23 protein-coding genes and 1 pseudogene are annotated in these 26,724 nt (G+C 40.4%); 7 read left to right on the top strand and 17 right to left on the bottom strand.

Annotated elements, in window-relative coordinates; all coding sequences use genetic code 11:
- Positions 1-121: 121 nt before the first annotated feature.
- Together L4D78_RS23140 and tatA are read left to right on the top strand one after the other, a co-directional pair.
- Positions 122-1,936 (top strand): metallophosphoesterase, encoded by a 1,815-nt coding sequence (locus tag L4D78_RS23140; RefSeq protein WP_428469115.1) that lies wholly within the window; start codon positions 122-124, stop codon positions 1,934-1,936.
- A 74-nt stretch (positions 1,937-2,010) separates the two neighbouring features.
- Positions 2,011-2,151, top strand: a pseudogene (gene tatA / locus L4D78_RS23135) (twin-arginine translocase TatA/TatE family subunit); the annotation flags it as partial.
- 66 nt (positions 2,152-2,217) lie between these two features.
- Here the strand turns inward: tatA and L4D78_RS23130 are convergent.
- Complete coding sequence (locus L4D78_RS23130) at positions 2,218-3,585, bottom strand: FAD-binding oxidoreductase (RefSeq protein WP_428469114.1); 1,368 nt, start codon at positions 3,583-3,585, stop codon at positions 2,218-2,220.
- A 162-nt stretch (positions 3,586-3,747) separates the two neighbouring features.
- Positions 3,748-4,149 carry a cupin domain-containing protein gene (locus L4D78_RS23125; RefSeq protein WP_428469113.1) on the bottom strand — a complete coding sequence of 134 codons (402 nt, stop codon included), beginning with the start codon at positions 4,147-4,149 and terminating at the stop codon, positions 3,748-3,750.
- A gap of 288 nt (positions 4,150-4,437) precedes the next feature.
- Between L4D78_RS23125 and L4D78_RS23120 the strand changes: the two genes are divergently transcribed.
- Positions 4,438-5,238 (top strand): PhzF family phenazine biosynthesis protein, encoded by an 801-nt coding sequence (locus L4D78_RS23120; protein ID WP_428469112.1) that lies wholly within the window; start codon positions 4,438-4,440, stop codon positions 5,236-5,238.
- A gap of 104 nt (positions 5,239-5,342) precedes the next feature.
- Positions 5,343-5,939: a DJ-1/PfpI family protein gene (locus L4D78_RS23115; RefSeq protein ID WP_428469111.1), complete on the top strand. Its 597-nt coding sequence runs from the start codon at positions 5,343-5,345 to the stop codon at positions 5,937-5,939.
- A 128-nt stretch (positions 5,940-6,067) separates the two neighbouring features.
- Here L4D78_RS23115 and L4D78_RS23110 read toward each other — a convergent pair whose 3' ends face one another.
- The 12 genes from L4D78_RS23110 to L4D78_RS23055 form a co-directional block, all read right to left on the bottom strand.
- On the bottom strand, positions 6,068-6,832 hold the full coding sequence (locus tag L4D78_RS23110) for an MBL fold metallo-hydrolase (protein ID WP_428469110.1): 765 nt from the start codon (positions 6,830-6,832) through the stop codon (positions 6,068-6,070).
- Between the two features lie 262 nt (positions 6,833-7,094).
- A complete protein-coding gene (gene gfa, locus L4D78_RS23105) occupies positions 7,095-7,700 on the bottom strand; it encodes an S-(hydroxymethyl)glutathione synthase (RefSeq protein WP_428469109.1) in 606 nt (201 codons plus the stop codon).
- Between the two features lie 16 nt (positions 7,701-7,716).
- Positions 7,717-8,109 (bottom strand): hypothetical protein, encoded by a 393-nt coding sequence (locus tag L4D78_RS23100; protein WP_428469108.1) that lies wholly within the window; start codon positions 8,107-8,109, stop codon positions 7,717-7,719.
- Positions 8,110-8,189: 80 nt separating this feature from the next.
- Entirely contained in the window at positions 8,190-8,501 is a 312-nt protein-coding gene (locus L4D78_RS23095) for a hypothetical protein (protein WP_428469107.1), read from the bottom strand.
- A 561-nt stretch (positions 8,502-9,062) separates the two neighbouring features.
- The gene (locus L4D78_RS23090; protein WP_428469106.1) at positions 9,063-10,514 is read right to left on the bottom strand and encodes an efflux transporter outer membrane subunit; all 1,452 of its coding nucleotides are present in this window, start codon (positions 10,512-10,514) and stop codon (positions 9,063-9,065) included.
- Complete coding sequence (locus tag L4D78_RS23085; protein WP_428469105.1) at positions 10,501-13,581, bottom strand: efflux RND transporter permease subunit; 3,081 nt, start codon at positions 13,579-13,581, stop codon at positions 10,501-10,503. The genes L4D78_RS23090 and L4D78_RS23085 overlap by 14 nt, the downstream gene beginning before the upstream one ends.
- 9 nt (positions 13,582-13,590) lie before the next feature.
- Complete coding sequence (locus L4D78_RS23080; RefSeq protein ID WP_428469104.1) at positions 13,591-14,760, bottom strand: efflux RND transporter periplasmic adaptor subunit; 1,170 nt, start codon at positions 14,758-14,760, stop codon at positions 13,591-13,593.
- Positions 14,761-14,931: 171 nt separating this feature from the next.
- Entirely contained in the window at positions 14,932-15,813 is an 882-nt protein-coding gene (locus L4D78_RS23075; protein WP_428469103.1) for a LysR family transcriptional regulator, read from the bottom strand.
- A 171-nt stretch (positions 15,814-15,984) separates the two neighbouring features.
- Complete coding sequence (locus tag L4D78_RS23070; protein ID WP_428469102.1) at positions 15,985-16,479, bottom strand: copper chaperone PCu(A)C; 495 nt, start codon at positions 16,477-16,479, stop codon at positions 15,985-15,987.
- A gap of 35 nt (positions 16,480-16,514) precedes the next feature.
- On the bottom strand, positions 16,515-17,003 hold the full coding sequence (locus L4D78_RS23065; protein ID WP_428469101.1) for a hypothetical protein: 489 nt from the start codon (positions 17,001-17,003) through the stop codon (positions 16,515-16,517).
- A gap of 292 nt (positions 17,004-17,295) precedes the next feature.
- Positions 17,296-18,084, bottom strand: a complete 789-nt coding sequence (locus tag L4D78_RS23060) for a YMGG-like glycine zipper-containing protein (RefSeq protein WP_428469100.1) — start codon at positions 18,082-18,084, stop codon at positions 17,296-17,298.
- A 254-nt stretch (positions 18,085-18,338) separates the two neighbouring features.
- Positions 18,339-18,917: a DUF3299 domain-containing protein gene (locus tag L4D78_RS23055; protein ID WP_428469099.1), complete on the bottom strand. Its 579-nt coding sequence runs from the start codon at positions 18,915-18,917 to the stop codon at positions 18,339-18,341.
- A gap of 180 nt (positions 18,918-19,097) precedes the next feature.
- On the opposite strand from L4D78_RS23055, the gene L4D78_RS23050 reads away from it, so the two are divergent.
- Genes L4D78_RS23050 through L4D78_RS23040 form a run of 3 tightly spaced genes read left to right on the top strand, consistent with a single transcriptional unit; the run spans position 19,098 to position 23,639 of the window.
- Positions 19,098-21,317 carry a metallophosphoesterase gene (locus L4D78_RS23050; protein ID WP_428469098.1) on the top strand — a complete coding sequence of 740 codons (2,220 nt, stop codon included), beginning with the start codon at positions 19,098-19,100 and terminating at the stop codon, positions 21,315-21,317.
- Between the two features lie 52 nt (positions 21,318-21,369).
- A complete protein-coding gene (locus tag L4D78_RS23045) occupies positions 21,370-21,942 on the top strand; it encodes a hypothetical protein (RefSeq protein ID WP_428469097.1) in 573 nt (190 codons plus the stop codon).
- Between the two features lie 20 nt (positions 21,943-21,962).
- On the top strand, positions 21,963-23,639 hold the full coding sequence (locus tag L4D78_RS23040) for an aryl-sulfate sulfotransferase (protein WP_428469096.1): 1,677 nt from the start codon (positions 21,963-21,965) through the stop codon (positions 23,637-23,639).
- A gap of 88 nt (positions 23,640-23,727) precedes the next feature.
- Here L4D78_RS23040 and L4D78_RS23035 read toward each other — a convergent pair whose 3' ends face one another.
- From L4D78_RS23035 to L4D78_RS23025, 3 genes are all read right to left on the bottom strand, one after another.
- Positions 23,728-24,714, bottom strand: coding sequence for a HupE/UreJ family protein (locus L4D78_RS23035; protein ID WP_428469095.1), 987 nt, complete (start codon positions 24,712-24,714; stop codon positions 23,728-23,730).
- Between the two features lie 10 nt (positions 24,715-24,724).
- Positions 24,725-25,591 (bottom strand): peptidyl-prolyl cis-trans isomerase, encoded by an 867-nt coding sequence (locus L4D78_RS23030; protein WP_428469094.1) that lies wholly within the window; start codon positions 25,589-25,591, stop codon positions 24,725-24,727.
- A gap of 226 nt (positions 25,592-25,817) precedes the next feature.
- Positions 25,818-26,702 carry an AraC family transcriptional regulator gene (locus L4D78_RS23025; protein ID WP_428469093.1) on the bottom strand — a complete coding sequence of 295 codons (885 nt, stop codon included), beginning with the start codon at positions 26,700-26,702 and terminating at the stop codon, positions 25,818-25,820.
- Positions 26,703-26,724: the final 22 nt, after the last annotated feature.

Genomic DNA, 26,724 nt, shown 5'->3' with positions numbered 1-26,724 from the left:
AATAATTACATTAGTAAAGTTTTAATTGTGTCTGTTCAAATCAAAACTAAACAAACATCACGAATAAAAGTCATGTTTATCGTTTAATTTGTATCTATCTTATTCTATATGGAAGTCGAAAATGAAAGTTTCAGAAAATGGTGAAAGCATAAATAAATCGCGCCGACGTTTTTTTGGTAAGGCAAGTAGTACTGTTGTCCTCACAGCTGTGCCAACATTATTGATGGGATGTAACACAACGAGTTCTGATGGGAAAATTGAAACTGTGCCTGAAGAACCAACATTACCTACGCTTCCTTTTTTCGATAGACCTCGGGCGATAACCAAGCCCGGTAGGTATCAAGATACAGTGACCGTTTTTTTTGAAAAAACAGGTTCTGAAACTGCTATTTATTATTCACTTGATGGTTTCGACCCTGATCAGAGTGATGTGATGTACGATGCGAATACGGGGATTACATTAACTCAATCAACCACGATACATGCACGCGCGTTTCGTGATGGAGAGAAAAGTGAAGTTGCTATATACACGTATCTAGTGAAAAAGGGCACACCGATATTTTCAATGGTTGCATTCTCTGATTCTGAATTCAAAGATATTTATCAGAGTCGCTTTGGTGAGTCGTGGATTTCTCATTTCGACGTACTTAAAACCTATATGCCTAACCCTGATTTGATTATAGGGGTGGGGGATCTTATTGGTGATAATGATAAAACAACGGGTTGGACTCACTCCCTTGCTCATGAAGTATTACGTTCTAACTTGTCACGCACTGGAATGATGGATACCGAAGTACTTTTGAGCCGCGGTAACCATGACGCATATGTTATGGATATGGTTCATGCATATCCGAAAGCATGGTTTCCAATTGTACAGGAAGATGAGCAGGACGGTTATTACCATAAAAAAGTGAAAAATATTCATGTGATTGGCTACGATTCTATGCTTGGTAGAAATAGTGATGCAGGTAAAGCGCAAGCTCTATTTGTACGTAATGCTTTAGAGGGTATTAAGCAATTAAGTGATTATAACAATGAACCTATTATTGTTCATGGTCATCACCCTTTACCTGGTAGTGTGAATAATGGTGCTTATAATGGCGGTCAGCATGACATTAAAGCAGTATTAAAGGAACACCCAGAAGTCATTCATTTTTCAGGTCATTCACATTATACTCATACTGACGAGCGCTCTGTATTGCAGGACGGATTTACCGCATTTAACTGTGGAAGTATAAATTATCAATGGGTCGATGCTAATGCCACCATTAGTGATAATGATGAGTTAGTGCGCTCTGTCGAAGTGCCAGTGTGGTCTTTATTACTTATTGAAATTTATGATGATCGTGTTGAAGTAGAGCGTATTGCTTTGGCTGCTGATGAATATTATATGCGTCGTAATGGTGGTTGGTACAGGCCTGAACCAGACTACACAGATAATGAATTGTCGCCGAATAGCTTCCGTTCCGCAGGCGCGCTATGTGGCCCTACTTGGGTATACGGGCATAATAATAGTAATGTGGAGTTGAATAAATATGACCATGCTTATTTGGATAACATTAAACAGACCGAGATGCCATTTTCACACAATTTGGACTTGGTGATAACGGAAGATAAGTTACGTGTCCAGTTTGATAATATCCGAGGCCATATTGTTCCAGCATTGTATTATTTAATTCAGCTAAATGAATTAAATACTCATGGGGAACGCTCAGCATTAATTAATCAACGTTTTGGCGCTGAAACCGTTTATGCATCAACCACAAAAAGATTTAATGTGCCATTACGTGATATATCGGAACTTGACTCAAATATTCAATATGAATTAGTTATTACACCTATTGATGCCGCATTAGGGGTTCATAATGAAAGTAAGGTAACGACGTTATTCACGTTAGACGAACTAAATGAAGGTGATTATAAAACCATTCAGTAAGGTGCTTTCAGTTTGTTTAGATAATTATTTATCTTATTAACGCTTGTCAATGATCTATTTTATGGTTGTAAGTTATGGGTGGAATCAGCGTTTGGCAATTAGTGATCATTGCACTTATTGCAATACTATTATTTGGGACCAGCAAGTTAAAAAACCTAGGGGTTGACCTTGGAGAGTCAATTAAAGGTTTTAAAAATTCGGTGAGTGACGAAGATTAAAAACGTAAAATAATATCATTGTGAGACAGTTTCAGGCCGCTATAAAGCGGCCTGAAATCGTATTTAAGGCTTAATGTTTTGATTATGGTGAAAGAAATTGTCTGGGTCGTACTTGCGTTTTATATCGACTAACCGTTGGTAATTACAGTCGTAAGCTGCAGAGACTCGGCTTGATTCATCATCGGTCATGAAGTTGACGTATACACCGGCGGATGCATAAGGTTTTGTCGCATAGAAGAAGTCTCTTGCCCAATCAATGGTCTTTTCATCCTCGTCGGGTGTTTCCCAGCGAGCATGCACATTGATGACAAACTTAGCATCACGGCTACTGTAGGCCATGGCAGTAGAATCGACATTGTTTGCGACACCTGCAAGCTGGCCAATGAAGATTTCACATTGTGGAGATGGAAGATCACCGACGTAGTGTAGTAGGTGAGCAAACACTTCATCGCCAAGGTCTGTGAAATTATGTGATTTCCAGTAATTACGTTGACCTGCGGTGAGTAATGGGTCAAATGCTTGCTGCCAAGCGGTATAAGGTTGCGCACCTATATGTTCGCCATAAGGTGTGCCGAATTGGCGAAGAGGTTCAATTAGCTTGTCAGCTGCTTCAGTTTCACCAGCATAAAAAATGGCTAATACAATCACTTCTTTTCCATGCACCTCTTCAGGTAAGAAAGGTAGAGGAGGCGCTTGGCGCATGACGACCCAAACATTAAGATCTTCAGGGGCGGTTTGGGTGAATTCACGATAAGAGGTAAGCACTTGCTTAGCCTGATCGAAAGGATAAACAATCAAACCCGCAACAATTTCTGGCCCCACATGGTGAAGTTTAAACTCAAACTCTGTGACAATCCCAAAGTTGCCACCACCACCACGGATAGCCCAGAAGAGATCGCTATTTTCGTTTTCAGATGCAGTTAATTGACGGCCATCTGCAGTAGTGACTTGAGCAGAGAGTAAGTTGTCAATGGTCATACCGTATTTACGGGTTAACCAGCCAAAACCGCCTCCGAGTGTTAACCCAGCTATGCCCGTTGTTGAATTAATACCGACAGGGGTGGCGAGCCCATGTTGTTGTGCTGCGGCGTCGAAATCCGCTAAGGTGACACCGGGTTGAACATAAGCACGTTGGCTATTGGCATCTATACGAACACCTTTCATTTCCGAAAGGTCAATCATGACCCCATCGTCACAAATCGCATTACCTGCAATATTGTGTCCCGCTCCACGAATAGTCACTTCAGCTTGATTATCCTTGGCATAATTTAGCGCGTGGAGTACATCAGAAGCATTGCTGCATTGAATGATAACCGCTGGGCGCTTATCAATCATGGCATTCCAGATCTGTCTTTTTTCGTCGTAATCTGGATCATTAGGTACGATCACTCGCCCCTGTATTTGGTTTCTAAGCTTAGAAAAGGTGTTCATAATGTCAGCCTATATGGCTTTGCCATATTGTAATGATGCTAGACATTACTGTAGTCGCATGGGGGGCATTTTCCAGTGCATAATAGCGATATACTAACGTAAGAGTAACTACCCCCTTAACCGTTAAAGAACATTAGAACCTGAATTTATGTTTAATCTAGCCTAGTGATCTAACACTGTCACTTTTGTCCCTTTTTCTGCAAAGTAAAAGACAATAATTTTTGCTGGTTCACTGCCATTATTTTCACCGTAATGTGAGGTGTTCATGACTTCGACCAGTGTATCCCCAGCTTTAATCGTGACGCTCTTGTCTTTTGTGTGAACAGTTAACTCACCCGTTAATAATATGCCGGTATTTATCACTGGGTGTTGATGCAAAGGGAGTTTCTCGCCGGGTGCAATGATGATTTTTTTGATGGTTATTTCAGGTTGCTTTAGATTGTAACTGGGAAGTGGTTGCCCGTCCCAAGATGTTGTCGTTTTGGCTAAATCGCGCGATGTCGCTGCATTCGCCTGAAGGCATGCTATAAAAAATGTCAGCAAGGCCCATACCCACTTAGTCATGTTATATTCCCTTTTCTTTTTTGCTCATCATGGCGTGATATTTATTCGAATCATTAACGCTCAGAAAGTGAGAACTAAATCTAATTATAAGCATTAGCACATTTTTACTTGGCTATAGGTGTATTAAAGGTATTACCGATTAAGATGGGATCGGGTTCTATATTTTTAATGTTGGTTCGTTTTTATACTTGGCAGTTTTGGTATGAAAGTTGTGGGTATTGAAAGATAAGTGGGTGTGTTGCTTATCTTAGCTTTATGCAACCGTAAAATTTACATATGAGGGTGGTTATGGATTTAGAAATCTACCAAGTTGACTCTTTTACATCGGAGCCATTTAAGGGAAATCCTGCGGGTGTTTGTATCTCAGAAAATCCTCTGACTGAAGAGCTAATGTTTTCGATTGCGGAGGAGATGGCAGTATCAGAGACTGCCTTCTTAACGTTAAACAATATGAGTTTGCGTTGGTTTACACCGAAAGTAGAGGTGAAGTTATGTGGTCATGGAACACTAGCGGTAGCACACGTATTAAAAGGTAAGGGCTTAGCGCAAGTTGGGGATATACTAACCTTCAACACATTATCGGGTTCTTTGTCCGCTAGAATTTGCGAATCGACAATTGAACTGGATTTTCCAAGCACGGAACTCTTATTGGATTTACCAAGAAATAAAATATTGATTCAGTCGCTTGGTCTTAGTGATGAACAGGTAGTTTCGTTTGGTGGCTTCGACTCAAAAAACATTATCGAAGTAGTTAGCGACGATATAGTGTTTAATTTGTCACCTAACTTTAATGCATTGAAGAAAATAGAAGGGCGTGGTGTTGTTGTAACAGCACTGTCAACTGGTCAAAACTTGGATTTTGTGTCTCGATATTTTGCACCATGGGTTGGTGTAGATGAAGATCCAGTTACGGGCTCTGCTCACTGCGCTTTAACTCAATACTGGGGGCAGAAGCTGAAGAAATCCAGATTCAATGCGTATCAAGCCTCTTCGAGAGGAGGGTATATATGTACAGAACTTCTACCAAACAAACGCATTAAACTTATTGGCTCGGCTAGGACGGTTATTAGTGGAGTTCTGTGGGTATAAGTTGCGTTATAAATGCTTCAAGGCAGCATTTTTAGAGTTAGCCGTTTTGATTGATATTCAGTAGGGCGTGCTATATGGCTGGCGTTAAGCAAAAGGAATTGGATATGAATATTGCAGTACTGACCTTTGAAGGCTTTAATGAGTTGGACTCATTTATTGCTTCAAGCATTATAAATCGAATGAAAGAGTTTGGCTGGAATGTACAAATAACATGCCCCTCTGAATTTGTAACATCAATGAATGGCGTTGTTGTTAAAGCTCAGCAACCACTTGAGTTTGCAAATAGCGCAGATGCTGTATTATTCGGTAGTGGTGTATTAACACGCGCTATAGCAGAAGATGAAAATATTCTTTCTCGACTAACATTGAATCCTAATCGGCAACTAATCGGAGGGCAGTGTTCTGGAACCCTTTTATTGTCCGCTCTAGGCTTGCTTAAAAATATACCTGCATGTACTGACTTAACAACAACGCCCTGGGTGCTTGAATCTGGTGTCACTGTTTTGAATCAGCCGTTTTTTTCAAAGGGTAATATTGCGACAGCAGGCGGTTGCATGTCGTCTCAGTACTTAGCTGCATGGTGTATTAGTAAACTTGCAAATAAAGCTTCAGCAGAATCAGCGATTCATTATGTAGCTCCTGTGGGTGAAAAAGAAGAAACGGTTAATCGCTGTATGTCAGTTATATCGACATATCTATAGCTTTAAGTTCAGGCTTTGGTGCAAACCAAAGCCGTATTGAGTTTTTTTAAATCGTGGAACGTTTCTTTTATTTGAATACCTTTGGTGTAGAGTCTAACGGTACATCGAGGTGTGGTCGATCCAACATATTAACGTTGTTTGGTGAATGCTTTCTTTACTTTCATTTTAACCGATCGCCAATGCGTTATTGGTTTGGTTGGGGTGCGATCAAGTAAGTATTGAAATTCTTCATCAGAGGGCTGAATTTCACCACCATGAGCAAGAATGAGAGAGCTTGCTTTCAAATCGATAATTTTATGTAAAGAACGGCGGTAGCGGTTGGGGTAGAACACAGGAAATGGCGGAATATACCGACCTTTTACTTTCACCATTAAATCAGCCACATAAATACGGTTACTTGGCTGGTGGTGTAACGAAATATCTCGATCAGTATGGCCTTGTGTTTCTATGGTTATCCATTCTGGGAAGCCGGGTAAGGGTTCATTATCATCAAGACGATAATCGGGCTTTAAAATGCTGGAGTACCACACTTTTTGTGACGGCTTTTTCATTCGTTTAGCGACCCATTTTGCCAAGTAAATATCAGCCAAATGCATTAACTTACCATCTACGCCACTATACCAATCGCCGCCGACATTGGCCGCTGCAATTTTACACCCTGAGATTTTTCTAAGCTGGTGAGCAGCACCTGCATGGTCGGGGTGCATGTGGGTTACCACAACCAGCGAAAGATCCGTCAATGGACGATGGAGTGTACCCGTGATGAATGCCTTGATATAGGGGATGTCGGCACGGCTACAGCCGTCGAGTAGCAGCAGACCGTGAGGGTATTCAGCAAGGTAAATTGACTGTATATACCCGTCAAGTTTGTGCAGCTTTAGCATTGAAGACATAGTTGCTCTTATTATTTTGATTTTCACGTTAATAATTAAACGCGTGTTTGAAAATCATTATTGATTAAATGTTAGACACAATCAAGAGGGAATAATGAGCAGAAAAAGAGAAGGTGGCCAGTGAGCCCGGGTGTATCTCTGCGGTGTCACTACGATTTTGTCGCAATATGGTGCAGTGTCAATGTTGGAATGGTGGTCATAAATAGCACTTTCTTAGGTAGGTTAATGACCATTTGAAAAAAGGCTCCGAAGAGCCTTTTTGTTATTTGTTACTTGCGATATGTGCCGCGATTGCATCCATTAATACAGGAGAAAGACAATCATAAGGTTCTAAGCCGAGTGACTTTAGTTGCTTACGTATTGCCCCCATATCTTCAGGGTTTGTTCCTGTTTCAATAATTGAGGATACAAATGCTGCGAATTCAGGTGCTGACCAACCTTTTTCTTTTGATAACTCAGTATGAATAAAGTCTAAGCCAAAGAATGGGTGATCGGTATTGTCAATTCGACCGTACATATGGACACCACAATCCTGACAAGCAAATCGTTTAATAGCTGCACTGTCGTCAATAACCTGAAGTTTTGACTCATTGTTTGTTACTTTCAGGTTATCTCTTGGTACCACTGCTACTTGTGAGAACAGACTATCGCTAGGCTTCCAACATTTAGAGCAGCCACAAACATGGTTATGAGCACTTTGCCCTTTGATCTCTACAGTAACTGCATTTGAACGACAATGGCATTTTAAAACGCCGCCTTCAAAATTATCTGCTGTTGGTTGAATACCATTATCAACATTAGGGTGAATGTGTACACCATTAGAAGGACAGAATACCGCTTTATATTTATTAACAATTTGACTAATCATGCTAATACCTTAAATATTATGCTTGTGGCTCAAATTCAGGCGCTGCTTTTCGGTGAGCAGTATAAATAGCTTCACCATCACTTTCAGCATCAAAAATCACGGTGACATTAGGTGAAAATAAAATGACATCACCAACTTCAGCAATATATTTATTACCTTGTTTGTCACGCATTACAATTTTACCTTTGGTGATCACTTTATATTCTACAGAATCATAAAGATATTCAAATTCAACGCCTGGTTCCATGGTGAAGTGACCAATGGTTAATGCATTTGAATTATTTGTCACCGCAACTTCAGCCATATGGCTTTTCAAACCTTCGACTTCAAGAAGTTGACTTAAATCATTTAACTTAAATGAGCCAGATTTTAATAGAGTGATACCTGGCTTATCAGATAGAGTCGTCATTTTCTTTTCCTTGGTTTATAGTCTATAAAAATCATGGAGATAAACTATAATATTATGTGGTTGATGTTTTATTAAGGCGGTTAGCGCTTACTTACGCTGTGGAAGCCACTGCGTGATAATTCTACACCATCAGATGTTATGGCTTTATATTGAACAGAACGTGAACTATTTAATGATAGTGGAATGAATACACGTCCATTCGAATTAGTTTTAAATGATTGAGTTACTTGTGGAAGATTTGAAACCGTAACTGATGCATTCTCTTCTACAGCACCGTTATTAGATACCGTTATCCACGAACCATTTTTTGTATCTGCAATATTAATATCTGCTAATGTTGCGGCTGAAAATAAAACTAACAACGTAGTAATAGAAACGTTTAATTTTTTCACTTCTTACCTTCATTTATTATGGCATCTAGTACTAAATGCATCACTAATCATATTTAGTTAAATAACCATACCTGTAGAGAGATTGAAATAATTCAACATTACAACCAACAGAGGTAACGATTATATAACACAGAATTAAGTTAACATCAGAGCCTTGATTTAGGCTCTTCGTTTGTTGGAGGCAGTATGCTCCATTCCGTGACATGTGATAATCTAGGTTTTTCATAAATGACTTTTACCACTGTGTAATAATGGCGATAAATATTTTAATAAACAAAGGGTTGATCTGTGTGGGAGAATGAGAAAAAAGTAAAAGTTATTAATTGATATCATTATTAGCTGTTACGGTTAAGAAAAATATGACTTCATATATGTAATATAACTCATATAAATATCGGACTGGATTCGTAATACCGCTGAATTAATCTCGAGTAAATAAAAAGCCAGCAGTCTTACCTGCTGGCCTTCATTACGTTTTAGTGCCGGTAATTTAGCTTAGATATTTTTGCTACCACATTATGTTGAAGAACATAACGTGGTAGCACATTCGTCATTCAATGATTAAATAGCCCAGTTTCCACCGAGCGCTTTATTTAACCCAACGGCCATATTGGCTGTTTGTAAACGAGCAGCAATGACACGGTCTTGCAATACATGTTGCTGACGCTGTGCATCAAGAACCGAGAGGTAATCGATCAATCCAGCACGATAGAGAGACTTGGCCTTTTTAACGGCGATATCCGTTTCAGTTTGAGATTCCGTTATCAGCATCTGGTATTGCTGACTATTACCGTAGCCATTAAGCAAGGTCTCCACTTCACCGATAGCACCGTTTACAGCATGCTGATAAGCAAGAGCACTGCTTCTAAAGCGCGTTTCTTGCAGATCGATCATGGCTTCAGTCCGCCCACCATCAAAAATATTCCAGCTGACGCCAATATTGGCTATCCAGGCTGTTGAGTTATTGCTGAACAAGTCATCAAAGTCTTTCGCCAGAAACCCTGGTGCACCAGTAAGGTAGAACTTAGGGTATTGGTTAGCGACAGCAGCCCCCAACTCGGCATTAATGGCCGCCATTTCTCGTTCGGCAATTTGCAGATCTGGCCGACGTTTTAATAAATCAGATGGAAGACCTGTTGGGATCAACCCTTCGAATGTTGGAATTGTTTTTGGCAATGAAAAACGCACCTGCATTTGTGACGGTGTTTCGCCAAGTAATATCGCCAGCCTCTGGCGGTGTGCGTTTTCAGCCGTATCTAATTGTGGAATTATGGATTTTGTCGCAGCGAGCATTGCTTTTGCTCTCGCTACATCAAGATCTGAACCGTAGCCACTTTTGGCTACTTTCTTTACTAATTCAAGCGTTTCCTCTTGGTCATCAACCATGTCTTTCGCAATCACTTTACGCGCTTGTGCACCGCGAAGCTGAAGGTAATTATGAATAACATCAGAGGTGATCATAGTTGTCAGCCCTTGACGATATATCTCGACTTGCTCTTTTCGGATCTCAGCGGCTTGGGCTTGCTTGTCAATGCGGCCAAATAAATCCAGTTCCCAAGCAATAGTTGCTCCCATAGTGAAAGCTTGCTGGTTACTATCAATGAGTGATGTACCCAATGGATTATTTGCTGACACCAGCGGCCCCATTAATGGGTCATTATCACTGAGTCCTAAAGATGAATATCCAGCACCTAAGCTGACTGTAGGCACCTTAAATGACTCAACAATATTTTGGTAAGCTTGTGCTGTCTTAATACGTTCTGCCGCTATTTTTAACGGAATATTTTGCTGTTGTGCATCGGCAACCAGTTGATTGAGTGTACTGTCGTTAAATTGATACCACCACGTTGAGTAAACTGTTTCATTTGATTGAAGTACGTTTGATGTGCCGTCAGCACCTTGGTTGAGGTAATTGCTAATAAGTACATCGTTAGGAGCTGAATAATCAGGTGCTGTTGCACAGCCAGTCATGATTAATGCTAAAGCGATAGGGCAGAGTTTAGCTAAGTTCATTGGTTAGCTCCTCATTTTTCATCGTGTTCGTGTCAGGCGTCTTATGTAAATCAGCACGATAAAAGAGCCTATATAAAGCTGGCATAATAAACAGTGATAAGACGGTTGCAGCCGCTAAACCACCAATAATAGTTGCAGCCATCTGATCAAATAGCACATCAGAAAGTAATGGTATCATCCCCATTGCTGTCGTTAATGCCCCCATTGAAATTGCCATTGTGCGGTTCAGTGTTGCCTCTTTAATGGCATCTTCTAATGTTCGACCGTTTGCACGTTCTAACTCAATTTGATCCATTAGTACGATACCGTTTTTAATGATCATACCTGAAAGTGCAATTGCACCGATGAGCGCCATAAAACCAAAGGGCTTATCCATTATCAATAAGAACCAGCTGGCACCTGTTGCTGCGAGCGGAACTGTTGTGAGAATAATAATGGGTTGTTTGAAGCCATTGAATAAAGCGACAAGAATAACCACCATAACGAGTAATGCTTTAGGCATTTGTTTTAGCGTATCAACGATTGACCTATGTTCATCGTAATATTCACCTCCCCATTCAAACTGGTAGCCATAAGGCAGTTCTATTTCTTCGATTTGAGCAGCAATTTGCTTGCGAACGTCAGATGCCGTCATGCCATCAACGCCAGCCTGAACAGTGATTGCTGGAAGGCGATTACGTCGCCAAATCATGCTTTCTTCGGTTTTCAACTCAAAGCCATCCACGACTTGTCCAAGCGGAACAGTATGTACTCCCAATAGAGAGCGAACGGGTAGGGTGTCTAATGAACTGATGTCGGCATTCGAACTTCGGATTTTAATTGGTATTAGCTCGTCACCTTGATGCAGCTGGCTTAATGTAACCCCTTCGGTAGCTCGTTTAATCGCTAGTGCGATATCTGTGCGGTTAACCCCTGCGCGACGTGCTTGCTCTTGGTTCAGCAGCGGGACAATGACCTTACTTGGTTGACGCCAGTCATCACGCACATATTTGGTGTAAGGGTTGGCTGCCAAAATATCTTGAGCTTGTGCCGAAAGCGCATGAAGCACTTTTGGATCTGGTCCGATAAAACGCGCTTCAATACTGAACTTATCTTTTGTTGCCAGTTTTAGCGCTCGAAAACGCGGTTCTGCATGAGGGAAATTTGTTCTAAGCCATGCATCTCCTCGCTGAACTAATGCACCTATCGAATCAAAGTCGTGTGTATTAATTAATATTTGCCCGTAACTTGGGTCAAATGGTTCAGGTTCTACTGTCACAGAGAAACGAGGGGCGCTTGCGCCAACAAACGTTGTAATATTTTTGACTTCGGGTTGCTCTAATAACCACTTTTCAATATGGGTCATATCTTGCGATGTACGCTCTATTTGGGCGCCATTAGGTAACCAATAATCCAAAAATACCATTGGTCTATCTGAGCTTGGCATAAAGTTGATCGCAATATTTGGAATGACGAATGCGGTAATCGCCAACAACGGCCCTAAAAGACTAATCGCTTTTAATGGGTGAGCCACCGTATATGAGATCGCTTTTTGATAAATGGATGGTTTGGAATTTTGTTGCCCCTCTTGAGCTATTTTAGGATTTATAAACAGCCAACACATGAGTGGCGTGACCGTCATAGCAACAAACCATGATAGCAGTAGGGATGAACACATCACCCAAAACACTGAGATAGCAAATTCAGCAGAGTCTGTTTGCGAGAATAAAACCGGGCTTGCACCCATGATGGCAATAATCGTTGCAGCTAAAAGCGGTTTTGCCGTTTCATCAATGGTTTCTTTCGTTGCTTTAAGTTTATTAACCCCTTTGTTGAACTTATTAATAATCATGTCGGTCACAACAATGGCATTATCAACGAGCATTCCCAAAGCAAGAATAAACGTACCTAGAGAAACACGTTGTAAGTCAATTGCTTGAAATTTCATGTATACCAAAGTCAATAAGATGGTAAGCATCAAGCTGCTGCCAACAATCATTGCACTCTTAAAGCCCATAAACAGCCATAGAATGACAACAACAATGGCCACACTCTCAATTAAATTAGTTACGAAGTTATTAATTGATTTCTGAACTTCTTCAGGTTGGAAAGCAACCGTGTTTATTTCAACACCCAGAGGAAGTATTTGTTGGTATTCAGCAATGACTTGGTTGAGGGTTTCGCCTAAAGAGACAACATTAATACCGTTGTTAGGACTAACCGCAAGGGTAATCGCATCTGTGCCATTAAATCGGCTTTCTGTTAATGCGGGTGTTTGATAGCCCATTGAAACCGTTGCGATATCGCCAAGGCGAATAAGCCCTGAACTAAAGTCACCGATACCACTCTTAATGGTTAAATTACGAATGTCATCTAAGCTTTTGAATTCGCTGCCTTGATCTACACGAATACGTTCTATGCCAGCTTTAAACTGCCCAGCATCATAGGTCATGTTATGACTGGCTAATTGATTAATCACCTGAGCTGATGACAATCCATATTCAGCAAGGCGTTCATCAGGAAGGTCAATATTCACAACTTGATTGCGAACACCGTGGAGTTCAATTTTCTTAATGCCTTCAACCGCTTTTATGCGGCGTTGAAGTTCTTTGGCATACAAACGAAGATCGCTAGGTTCAATACCATCACCAGTAACAGCGAAAAGCATGCCATAGACTTCAGAGAACTCGTCTTGAACAATACTTATCTGAGCTGTTGCTGGTAGATTAAGCTTAATGTCATTAACCTTTCTACGCAGTAAATCCCATTCTTGAGGGAGATCTTGCGAGCGGGTTGATTCTTTAAGATCAATAAAGATCATTGAACTACCAGGCCGAGACAAAGAACGAAGTTTCCACAAGGACTCCATTTCTTGGAGCTTTGTTTCGATTTTATCGGTTACTTGTTCTTCTACTTCCAGAGCTGATGCCCCGGGGTAAAGCGTAACTACAACGGCACTTTTAACGGTAAATGTTGGGTCTTCTAATTTACCCAGTTTGAAATAGGACGTTAGGCCAGCAACAACGCACAATGCACAAAAGAAAATGACAAAGGTGCGTTGTCGGATGGCAAATTCTGCAAGGTTCATGAATGTTGCCTATTGGGTGCGTGATTGAGAAGATGACTGAAGAGCAATTTGCTCACTTTGGCTAACGTTGGTTGGTGTGGGATAAATTGAAGCGATAATATTGATGTTACCCAGTACGGTGTCGGGTTTGATGTAATGTGTGCCTGCGATAATAACAACGTCGCCTGATGCGATATTACCTGAGACGCACACATCTTGGCCTTGTATCGTATTAACGGTAATTGGTTTAGGTTGTGCTATACCATTATCGATCGTAAATATCGCAGTTCCACCTGTAGGATCGACAAAAATTGCCGAATAGGGGATACAATATTGCCCCGTTTCTTGCTTGAGCTTGATTGCTACTTTTACGGCTTTACCTGGCAATACTCGCGCGTTGTTGGCGAGAAGAGCTTCTGTATCAAGTGTATAAACAAGAGTGTAGGTTTGTTTAATGATGTCCGGTAGGGTGCTGATTTCTTTTATCGTTGCTGGGATATTGTGCTCAAAGCCATACCAACTGACCGACGCTGGTGCGTTTGGGTTAAAATTAGACATTATGCTCTCTGGCATATCGAGACTAGCTTGCAGTTGGTTCGGTTGGTGTACGATAAAGACCGGTATACCGGGTACTGCTTGTTCGAATTCGTCGGTAAATCGCTTGCCGATAACGCCATTAAATGGGGCTGTTAATGATGTGTATTCCAGCGCATCTTGTGCTTTTTGCAAGTTTTGCGTAACGACTTCGACCATGGCGGCACTGCGTTTATAACCAGCTTGAGCTCGGTCAAGGTTGACGCTAGCAATCGCATTGTCGTCGGAGGCTTGTTTTACTCGCTTTAATTCAATGGCCGCAAGTGCATGTGCTGCTTGAGCCTCATCGAGGCGTGCCTCTAATTCGAGTACAGTAACCTGATAACCATGGGGATCAAGGCGTGCAATAACTTGCCCTTTAACAACCGAGTCACCGGTTTTAACCAGAATTTCTTCAATTGTCCCAGGTACTTTAAAGGCGAGGTTGGCGCTATCTTTTGCCTCTAAAACGCCAGCAAACTGTTTAACACTGAGCTGATCCATGTCTCCCAGCTTTATTGCTTGTACTGGTCTTGGTGTTTTTTCAGCTAATTCTGTTGGTGCATCACTGCACGCTGTTAATAGCAGTATTGCAATTGGTGCGAGCACAAACGTTGTTGATTTCATAATAGATTCCCACTGTTTCTGTAGGCATCATTTTATGATGATTGGTGGAAGTGATAATCGGACCCTAGCAGGAAATACTGTCATGAAAATCATGACAATAAAGTTAGGATGTTGCCTAAAGATAGATCATGGTTGATATGTTTAGATAAATTGGTATGAAAATCGTAACAATTAGAATACGGCTGGTAACTTGTCCAATATGTAGTCGATAAGAGTACGAGTTGCTTTGCTTACGCCGAGTCTATCAGGGTAGATTAGCCAAAGATCATCACTTTTTGACTGATACTCTGGTAATACGCGTATTAACTCGCCTGATTCCATAGCATTAATTGCGAGCAGCAAAGGTAAAAAACTAATGCCTTGACCTGCAATCATAGAGCGGCGTATAAAGTTAGTACTGTTACTGCTGAGTTTCGGCGAGACAGATACTTGGGAGTCAGTAAATCGCCATGTATCTTCAACTCGTCCATCAGGCCAACGGTAACAAATACAACGGTGATGGGTCAGTTCTTCAATACTGCGCGGCTCACCATATTGTTCAATATAGCTTGGACTCGCTAACAAAAAGCGATTAATACTCGCAATATGGCGGGCTACAAGGCTTGAGTCTTGTAAAGTACCTGCGTGGAATGCAATGTCTAACCCTTTTTCATATAAATCTTGGAAGCCATTACTACTGAATCGAACATCTAGCTCAATCTCAGGGTACTTGTGCTGGAACTCGGTCAAAATAGGCTGTACGACTTCATCGCTATCAGGCAGTACACCAATCTTAACTTTACCCACGGGACTGTCATCGAGTTGGTGAATTGCATCTTGTGCCTTATCTATACCCTCTATGACTTTTAGAAGCTCTTGATAATAGATTTCACCATGTTGAGTCAGGCGTAATTTTCGAGTTGTACGAAAGAACAACTGAGCATTAAGGTGTTTTTCGAGCTCCCCAATACGTCGGCTGACGTTGGCGCGGGGAAGATCTAACGCGTTTGCTGCTGCTGTAAAGCTACCAAGTTGAACGACGGTGATAAAGAGTTTGAGATCGTCAAGACGCATAATGTTGATGTGCTTATATATGTGTTACACATAAGGTTGCGTGAAAAAATGAGAATAAACAACCTTAATACTCAGCAATATTGATTTGGATTAGCATCGATCAAATAAAAAGCCAGCAGTTTTAGCCTGCTGGCCTTAATTACGCATTAGCGCTGTGATTATTTTTTGTTATTAGTGGTTCGAATGATCCATCGCTTGCTCAGATTTCCCGCTCTCAGGCATGTATGTCGCCTTCTCAACTTTTACATCTATATTTACTTTGCCTGCATTTTTAAAATTAAGAGTGACTGGGAATTTATCACCAAGCTTTGGTACTTCATTTATGTTGAAGAACATAATGTGGTAGCCACCAGGCTTAAGTGATTGTGTGTCATTGGCAGGAATTTCAATTTGCTCAACCTCACGCATTTTCATCATACCATCTTCATGCATGTGAGCATGAAGCTCGGTCTTTTCAGCAATAGGTGAAGATGCGCCGAGTAAAATATCATTTTGGTCGCCGTGGTTCATTACATTGAAAAAACCAGCGATAACAGAAGAGGTTGGAGGCACTTGCTTCGACCATGGATGATCAATATGCAGTGTGTCAGCCTTGTATTCGTGAGCAAAAGCTAAGCTACTAAATGCAAACATTGAGGTCATTATCAGTGATAGAATTTTTTTCATTACTTTCTCCATGAGCACACGCTTTTTCTAGCGAGTTATTTTTGAATTTTATATTTGGGTGAGTATTTCGCTAGATAAGGTGGAGAGTGCTTTGGCGCATAATCGTAATAAAGCCGAGTAATAATCGGTATATAGTTGAGCTTTATTTCAGCTGGCAACTGCGCCGACAGTGTAACAAACGCTAAAAAAGGCCCAGAAAAGTCGTTGAGTGCCACTTGTTGCAACTTGAATATTGGGCAGTGAAATTTAACAAGTGACTGGTGCTCGGCTGAATGGTTCTCTGAGTCGTGATGATTATTTTTTCCTTTAAGAGTATTGATATTTATCCACTGTAAGCCTTCACTTGTGCAGATTAAAACTTTGTCTCCGGTTAACCAGTTACGCGCAATGTTGTTTTGGTCAGGGTTTAATACAACGAGAGATGAGAGCACATTAGACACGATCAGTGAGACAATAATGGTTAAAGTAACCATTAGCCTCATTTGGTGGTACGTCAGTGTCTTATTCGTTGTATTTGCAGCCATTTTTAGTTGTTTATCCTTAAACAGTAGCGCGATACTATCAATAAAAGCGGTTATTTGTAATGTTAGATGTTAATTTTATGTTTTTGAATTGAGATGTTGATACCAATGCACGATATTCTTCAATGAAATGATTGGCGTTTGATTGGCGTTTGATTGGCGTTTGATTGGCGTTTGATTGGCGTTTGATTGGCGATGATAGGAGAGAAGAATTGTCTAAAAGTAAAAACGCCGTACCTTCCTGAGCCTTTGGAAGATACAGCGCCGTATTTTTTAACGTTTTAATCGATGAGCATTAGCTTTTTGTGAAGCGATACGTTTGTACTTTCTCTTCTTTGCCATCAACTTGTGCATAAGCATCAATCATGATTACATTTGAGCCAGCGAAGCCAAGTTCGACGCGTACCGTTGAAGAGTCGATACCTTCAAAGATACTTGCTTGAGTGTTTGTTGGGTAGTAGTTATAGCGGTTCATACCTTGCTGATATTCACCAGCAAAATTGACAGGAATATTGTTGGCATTGTTATTTAGCGATAGTGTGTAGCCAGCTTCAGGGGTATAGGCAAAGTTTGCAGTTAACTCAAGAGATTGTTTCGCGCCTTGTACCTGAAGATTGTTGATCTTAAGGCTTGCTTCAGTGGTTTTCGCTAGAGAACCAGAAGCACTTGCTGTGCCTGTAACTGGCTGTGATACTACACCACTCCAGATATTAACATTCCAGTCACCAGTAAAGTTATCAAGCTGGTCCCAGTTTTGTGGCGTTGCTGTGTTAGCTGAGCCTGCGTTACCGTTACCAATTTGAGACAGAGAGTCATTTCGGCTGTCATGACGAATGTTGTCACGATTACTTTGAAGATCTACCGATGAACCAGCAACACCACCGGCAACACCGCCAGCAACAGCACCTTTCATAGCAAGTTCAGCATCACCAGTTAGTGCACCTAGTGTTAGGCCAAGTAATGCACCGCCAGCAGCACCTTGTTTGGTCGCTGCATTAGCGTCATCTTCACCTGGGTTTACACAGCCAGTCAGTAAAGTAAGACCAATAACTGAAACGATAGAAGCTTTGCCGAAAGAGTTCATAATAAGTACCTGCTGCCTGTTAAATAGAGTGCTAAGTTCGTGCTGTTTATTTTATGGAGTAGATTCTATGCGTATCTTCCTGAACCAATGCTGTATCAAATGAACAGTGTTTTATTTGTGTCTAAGTGTAACAATCTGCTCGTACATCTAGTCAGCTTAACGACAGATCGTGATTCTATATACTAGAAATTAGTATGCCCTATGCGCATATTTGATTCATGTGGTAGTCAAACAGGATACTTTGTATGTTGTGTTTAATTAAATACTGAATCAATTACCCCATCATAAAATGAAATCGTTGATATACCTTTTCCATACTCTTGTTGGCCTGCGTCATATAAAAAGGCATTATCTAATGAAAAGGTGTATCCCACTTGTGCTACATCGAAATCAAGTGCTGCAGTTCTTACTTGCCCTTCGATCCAAATAGGATCGTTAGTAAACTCTAAACTCATTCCTTCTTCGGTATAAACATGAATTAATTGATTCGCTGGTGGTGGCGGTACATGCACGCATGCGCCGTGATAGGGAACCAACAAAAATTGATAAACCTTTTCATGGTCTAATTCTAATGGGACCACAAAACCAGGGATGCGTACGTGTTGATCGCTAAGATCAGTCCGCATTTGTACCTGAGATAAGCCCATCTGTGGTCCAGCTAAAGCTTGATGCTCAAAGGTGGTTAAACTCTGTTGATAGCTTTGCTGATCTTCAGGAATTAAGTCAGACCAGCCAAGGCTATTATATACTTGTTGTTCTGAAGACGGACTACAACCAGCAATGACGATAAGCATTAGCCCTGCGGGAAGATACCGTATTTTATTCAATTTCATAATGACACTTATATAGACGAATAAAGAGGTGCCACTTTACTTGGTAAAAATGATGTTTATTCAAGATGTAATATTAGTTTTACTTAACGAACTATTAAGAATAAATGGCTGATTTTGTCACTTTCCTTAACTATTAAAGGTCTATTTTATGTCTCAGTTACTTCTAACTAGGACATGGAAATGAACAAAAAAGTTATCATACCTCTATTGCTGTCAAGCATTATAGCTGGTTGTAATTCAGGTAGTGACGATATAACGGCTAAACCAGAAAATGGACAACCCGGTGTACCAGGAAATCCAGGGACCTCACCAGGAGCTCCTGGTATTCCAGGTGTTGGCGTTATTCCTTTTGATGTTTCACCTTATGTACAGCGCCCTAAAACAGACAGTATGACAGTAAGGTTTGAAATAAAGTCAGATGTTAGGAATGTCTACTATAGACAAAAAGTTGAAGAAAATTCAGATGCCAATGAATGGGTTAAGCATGAAGCTACTCCTGTTCCTATTATTCATAATGCTTATCATTTGGAAAATCTTGTTGAAGCCGAGTTGAATGAATTAGATTCACATACAATCTATGAATACTTTGTTGAAACGGATTTTGGCCAAACACCGGTTTACCAGTTTAAAACTTGGCCAAAGAAAACGGATGTAGAGGATGGGCATGTCTATAAGTTTGCCCACTATGCCGATACTCATGCGAATAATTATATATCTAAGCTAGTGGAAGGCCTTATTCAAGGTGAATGTGATAGCCTGCCTGAAAATTGTGTTGATGAATTAGCATCTATTTATATCGCGGGTGATATTGCTGGATATTTAGGGCACGATCATATCGCAACACGAAAAACACTTAATCTTTTCTCAGCAATTGCACCTTATGTGCCTGTCAGTATCAGTTTTGGTAACCATGACAAAGATAAATTTTGGGAAACACCCAAAATGTATTTCAAATTACCTGAAATTAGTGACTCAGATAGCGTTGATAAAGATGTACATTGGTGGGAAGACCGCTATTTAGATACATGGCTTGTAGGCCATAACTCAGAAATAGAACGTACAGATCCTCAAGATATTGAGCGTCAGGCGAATCATTGGGAGACGCGAATTAGAGCACACTCAAATGATTACCATGCTGAAGAACATTCAGGTGTTGCTTACGATTTGATCAACTATTCGGTCATGATGACTCACTTTTCTTGTGAGTCTGAAACATGGCAAGACAAGAAACAAACAATTTGTGATTGGATCGATTTGAATGATCTCCATTCTGCAGGAGATACAATTCATGGCGGTGGGGAGCGGAACCGTTGGTTAGGTTTGCATATTTATGGACATAACCATGGTGGTTTCAATATAGGTCAATCGCAAGGCGCTCCGACTATTTGGGCTGGACTACCATCAGCTACGCGTGCTTGTCGTAATTGTTATGGTCACGTTGAATTTGACCGTTATGAATCACGTTGGGCTGGCCGTGGTGTCATGATTTCTGAAATGACATACGTCGATTTCAAGCATGAAGATGGGCGTGATCGTCGTAATATGACCGTTCGAATTCTTGATGCCACTGGTGGATATGACACAACAAATGAAATAAAAACGGTAAAGAATACTGTTAAGCCACAAAAGCCTGTTCTTGGTGACGTTGCTGATAGTATTAATATGCTAAACCCTCCTCAGCAGCTAGTCGTTTCTACATCGGATTTTGTTGATTCTGAAGACTATGCGCATCATGAAACATGGTGGCAGCTAGAATATGTTGGTGCGTCAGGCAAAAAAGAATTCGAGCATATCTGGGGTAAGAAAACGCGAGCACGATACTGGATGTATGATGAAGATCGTAATGAAGGTAACAATATTACTGAACATGACATCATAAATAGCCTTTCAGATATTTACCAAAAGGTGAATGATGGAGTAGGTGACGCTCAAGATGTAACCGTGACACTCAAGGCTAAACATCGTAATGAGTTCTTTGTTTGGTCTAACTGGTCTGAAGGAAAGAATATTGTCCTTACGTCGGGGATGCCAGATATTAGTGTTCCTATGCTGGGTATGAATACGCTCGGTGGCGAAACATTCTCACTTGATGATCGCATTGAACTTGAATGGTTTGGTGGCCTTGGACACAGTAGCCAGTGGGTAGGCGTTTATGCTCCTGAAGCGTCAAGCTATATGACTTGGCTTTACACTCAGGCAGATACAACGACAGGTGATCCTGATGATTGGCGTAAAGGTCATGCACCGAACCCTGAGTCGGGGACAATGGTGATGCCAAGTTTAAGAGAGATTCTTACGCATTATGGCCCAGAGCCAGCTGCCGGTAAATATAGAATAACGATGCATCAAGGTGGCAGTAATCAGCTCTTTGGTGAGGTATTTATAAACATTACCGAATGATAATGATTAAAAGGCCTGTTTACAGGCCTTTTAATCAATTGAGATAAAAACAATGAAAAAGAAAGTATTTTTTTTATTCTTGATGGCCGTATCTTTAGGGTTAGTGTCTTATCTGATCTGGCTCTTCATCAGTTTCAATAATGATATTCATAAGTTATCTGTATTGTCTCATTCGTTGAGTAGCAAAAGTGATGTTGAATATATTGATGAAAAAATCACTTCATTTGAATTTGAAGAAAATGAAATTAGTTATATTCAACACTCATCTGTTAAAGAAAATTCAGCGAAATATCAACTTAATAATGAGATTACTGGTGAGCCGTTAAAAAACATTGAGTATAAGCTGCAAATGGACGAGCTGATTTTCTTTGCTCCTAAAACGAACGCGAATGGTGAGCTTATTGGTGCGGAATTTGGCCCAAGCTCCGAGCTATTATTTGAATTAGGAATTCAAAGAGAAGACACCATTATTTACGTTGATCACTTTGATATGAGTGATGAAGCGCAGAGCGTTGAACTGATACATCAACTTCCAAGTATGCGCAGGTTAACGATGATAGTTGATAGGCCTGATGGGTTAGAAACATTTTATATTGATCTCGATGATTTCGAAGAAAAGCGATAATAAAGAAGAGAATGGAAGATATGAAAAAGATAGTTACTATCACACTGGTGTTACTTGCATTAGTTGGCTGTAAAGGTAACGAAGAAGCACCACCTGAGATACCAGAAGACCTACCTAAAGTGGATAACCCCAAAGAAATACAGCCTGAACAACCAATAAATCAACTACTACCGAGTTATACTCTTAATCCAATACTTCGTACGCTAAATAGCCAGCCAGTAAACCGTAGTGAAGTCTTTGATGTTAATTTTCAGCAACATGTAGCTGATGAAATCGACGATATATTGAGCCATGAGCATCGATTTGATAGTCCGTTACTTATCATGGACCCCTTTCATACCAATACGCTGTCATTGTATGTTGCTTTTTTTCTTCCCATCGAAGCGAATGTTAGCTACAGCATCAATACCCAACATAGTGAACCATTAAGCCATTCGTTGACTATATTACCTAACGGTGAAGAAGGTATGCGTACCGATCATCAATTTAGTTTGATGGGCTTGGTACCTGGGACAAATAATACGGTCAGAATACATCTTAGTGATGAAAACGGCGCTCACGTTAGTGAAGTTACCTTTTCTTTGTATGTGAGTGATGAATTGCTTACAGGCTTTCCAACACACTTAGATCGTGATTTTGGTGAGGCTCAAGATAGGTTATCTGAGGGATACACTTTGTTGCAAGGCAATAATTTTGTGAACAACGGGTTTAGCTTTTGGCTAGACAATGCAGGTACTGTTCGTGGTCAAGTTATTGGTTTGAGTGATATGTGGAGTTACATACGCCGCGATGGTTATGCTTACTACAATCCTGATAATCGCCGTATTGTGAAGCAAAATTTGTTGACCGGGCAAATTGAACAGAGTTTTGAACACTCGGGGTTTGTACAGCATCATGACCACCAATTATTACCTAATGGTAACTTAATTGTTCTTGTGTCTAATGAAGATGATAGTTTTGTTGAAGATCACATTATAGAAATCGATGTCAGCAAAAATGAAGTTATTAAGGTTATGAACTTAAGGGATTTACTGGTTGATTACCCCCATAGTAATAATAACAATGACTGGTTACATGTTAATTCTTTGCACTACCAGCCTGACGATAATGGGTCATTGTTTATTAGTGGTCGTGAGGTTTCCTCAATTATCAAAGTAGCAAACTACCACTCTGAACCATTTGTGGATTGGATGATCAATCATCAAGGCCGTATATGGCAATATAGTGAACACCATAATTTGTTACTTCAAGAGTCGGGTAATACAATAGCTACATTGGGGCAGCATACTGTCGGCGTACTACCTAATAACGCTAAAGATGACGTTAATAGCGGTAACTATCGGCTTTATTCTTTCAATAATATGTTTGCTAATAATAATGGTGGTTCTAACGGCCACCCAGTTGATTATAGCGATATAGAAAGTGAAAATTCGTCGTACCTTTCGGTGTATCAAATCGATGAGACAACGCGTCAATATCAACAGGCACTCGCAATTGAAGTGACGCCAAAATCACAGATAAGAAGTAGCGCTCAATTTTATGCTAGCAACTACCTTATTGGCAGTCTTAATATTGGAATGAATGTAGCAACATGGTACGGGCGTATTGATGAATACACGAGCGATGGAAGGCATGTACAGAGCACGCATATCCCTGATGCTTCATACCGTGCCACGAAGTTTCCGACACTCCAATAATGTTCGACTCGAAGATAGCTTGGTAGAGTGAGCGTTTATTCTGATAAAAAGTGATCCAAGCGGATCACTTTTTTGTTTTCTATTGTAGTTAATATAGAGGAGATAACCAGAGGATACTGCGATCTATCAGCCAATAGACACTGAGTCCACCAATCGCTGTAAGTGCAACAGTGTGATGTTGCTTAACCATGGTCAAATCAAATTGCAGCTTTCTAGAGAGGGTTAGTATCATAAACCAAGTGATAATAATCGTTAATTGCGCCAATTCGACCCCGGCATTGAAAAATAACAATCCGATAAAATGGTGTTCTTGTGGAAGGCCAACATTAATTAATACTGTCGCAAAGCCCATTCCATGCAACAAACCAAAGAGTGACGATACAATAAAGGGGTAGCGCTGAATTAAGCTTTGTTTGTTATTGTTGATTATTTCAATTGCCATCATTAATAAGCTGAGGGAAATAATAACTTCAACAGCGTTTATAGGAACTTGTATCCACTTATAGGCCGCTAAATATAGAGTTAACGAATGGGATAATGTAAACCCTGTAAGCATGATTGCAGTCTTCCTAAAACCATTTGATAACATGAGTAGGCAGAATATAAATAAGACATGATCAAAGCCTGCAAAAATATGCTCAAACCCTAGTTGAGTGTATCGTTTATAGACACTCCATTGGTCGAGTTGTTCAGGGCGTTGCCAATAGTTGCTTCCATCAAGCTCTTGGAGTTCAGTGCTACCTTGTAAATCATGGTAATGGATCATTGTGGGACCAGATGGCTGGGCGATAGGGTAGGTGATTTCGAGGGATGTTATTAAGGCATTATTGCATTGAAGTATACCGTCGATGTCAGACAGCCAGCGTATATCGCATTCGTGATTAGCTGTGATATTCGGGTAATTATCACGGTCAAATAAGGTAGGCATGGCTAAATTGACCCGTAATTCGTCTTTTTCTATCTCGTAAATAGAGATAAAAATAGGCTCAAGGTTATGAGCAATAATGGGCTGCGACCATAGAGAAAGTACGACAATAATGCAGAAGGCTTGAACGTGGGCAAAGAGTAATTTCATGTGATTAACTTCATTCCATGATGTTAAATGGCTGTTGAATCGTACTTGATTGGCGCAGGTGCGCTAATTGCTGCTGATAGCTTAGCTGTTGTTTCTGTAGCAGTAACTCCTGGCGGATGGGGGCTGATACGGCGTCGAGAGTCGTGATTTTTTTAGGCGTGTATGCGGTTAATTTAACTAAGTGAAGGCTGTTTTTCCCTTTAATCGGGCCGAACCATGTTTGTGTTGGTTCAAGTTTGCGCTTTTGAAGCTGATTTACAAAGCCTTCTGAATATCGTTGGTTTAATCGATCATGGGTTTGATTGTATTCTATGAAGGGTAAATCTATTCCTTCATGCCGCTGTAATGGCACATGCCCGCCTTTATTCAAGGCGATTTTTTCTTGCTGCGCAATAGCGGATGATGATAGAGGGTAGTGCCGGACTTCGAAATTGTACCGAGCTTCACTGGCATACCGATTAAAATTCTGGTGGTAATATTGCTCTACCTCCTCTTCAGAGACAGGAGAAACTTGGCCATTGGCCACTATTTTTAATAGTTCTTGACCTTTTTCCGAAATAAACGATTTAATTTGCCCATCACTTTTTTCTAGTTGGTTAGATAGCGCAAACTGATAAAGTAATTGCTCATCAATGAAGCTATTAATTAACGATTTCTTTTCACTCTCAGATAATTGATGAAGGTAATTGTCGGCTTGTTTTTTTTCATGTAATTCAAATTTGTCGTTTAAATATGAGTATATATTTCGCTCGTTGATAATGATGTTTTTGGGGTTTTCATTAGTGAATAATACACTATCAATCGTAAATATAGCGATACCAAGAATAAAAAATCGGAAAACCATATCAGAAAATAATATGTGAATGTTTTTTAACACTATAGCCTCATCAGAAAATAATAAAGTGAATTACCACTATTTTCAATGATGATGATGACAACTGAGTAAAGCAGAGGTTAGAAATAATTAAGGCTTTAGTTAGTTTTTCTTAAGTTTCTCTTTTATGTAAGAAATGGGTAGATATTAACTACCTATTAGCAGCCTAGTTTGGTTTAGGGCTCAAGACTCACCCGCCTCGTAGCTGCGATACAAAAGTCTCGACGTACTAATCAAAAATCACCTGAGATGGTGAATGGTTATAGCGACGCTTAAACTCTCGAAAGAATTGAGATTTACTGCTGTAGCCGACTAAATTTGCTGCGTCACTCGAACGTTTTCCTTCTAATTGAATTAAATCTTTAGCTTTAGCTAGTCGTAACTTCTTGATGTATTGTATCGGAGATTCCATTGTTACTTCTTTAAATGCACGATGAAATGACGATACGCTCATATTGGCTTCTTGAGACAAAGATTCAACAGTGATGGGGTTAGCGACATTTGCATGAACTGCATCTAATACCTGTGCGATTTTCGCATAGTGACTTTCTTGCTGTACTAGCCCAATTAGCGTGTCCGCTTGAGGACCGTTCAATACCCTATAAATGATTTCCTTTACAATATCCTTACCTAATACTCTCATGTCTGTTTCATCGAGTAAGCAATTTAATAAACGTATGCATGAATCTTCAATTGTATTGTCGAGTTTACAAAGCTGTAGCCCGCAGTTGTTTTTAGGCTTATCGATAGGCTTCAATTTATTAATATTTAGCTCTTTGACCAGAGTGCGCAGTAAAGGTAAGTCAACATCTATACATAAACTAAGTAATGGCTTTCCGTCATCAGCTATGGCCTCGCACTCCAGCGGCAGTGGTACGCCAATAACAAGATAGTCGCCAGCAGAGTACTTCACGTTATGCTCTGATAGGTGAATACTCTTATGACCTTGGCCCATGATAATAATGCCAGATTGATACAGTAGTGGACGACGAGCACTTGAATGACGAGAGTGGTAAAAGCTGACACCTTGGAGTTTTGTGTCTGTCAGACCATCTGTATGACCCAAGCCTTCTGCATCAACAAAGGCCTGCATTGCTGTTGATAATTTATCCATTTATTAGTTCTACTCCTCTGTT

The sequence above is a fragment of the Photobacterium minamisatsumaniensis genome (assembly GCF_050336695.1).
Taxonomy (GTDB): domain Bacteria; phylum Pseudomonadota; class Gammaproteobacteria; order Enterobacterales; family Vibrionaceae; genus Photobacterium; species Photobacterium minamisatsumaniensis.
The sequence above is the reverse complement of the archived record's forward strand: the minus strand, read 5'-3'. Positions and strand labels throughout refer to the sequence as shown.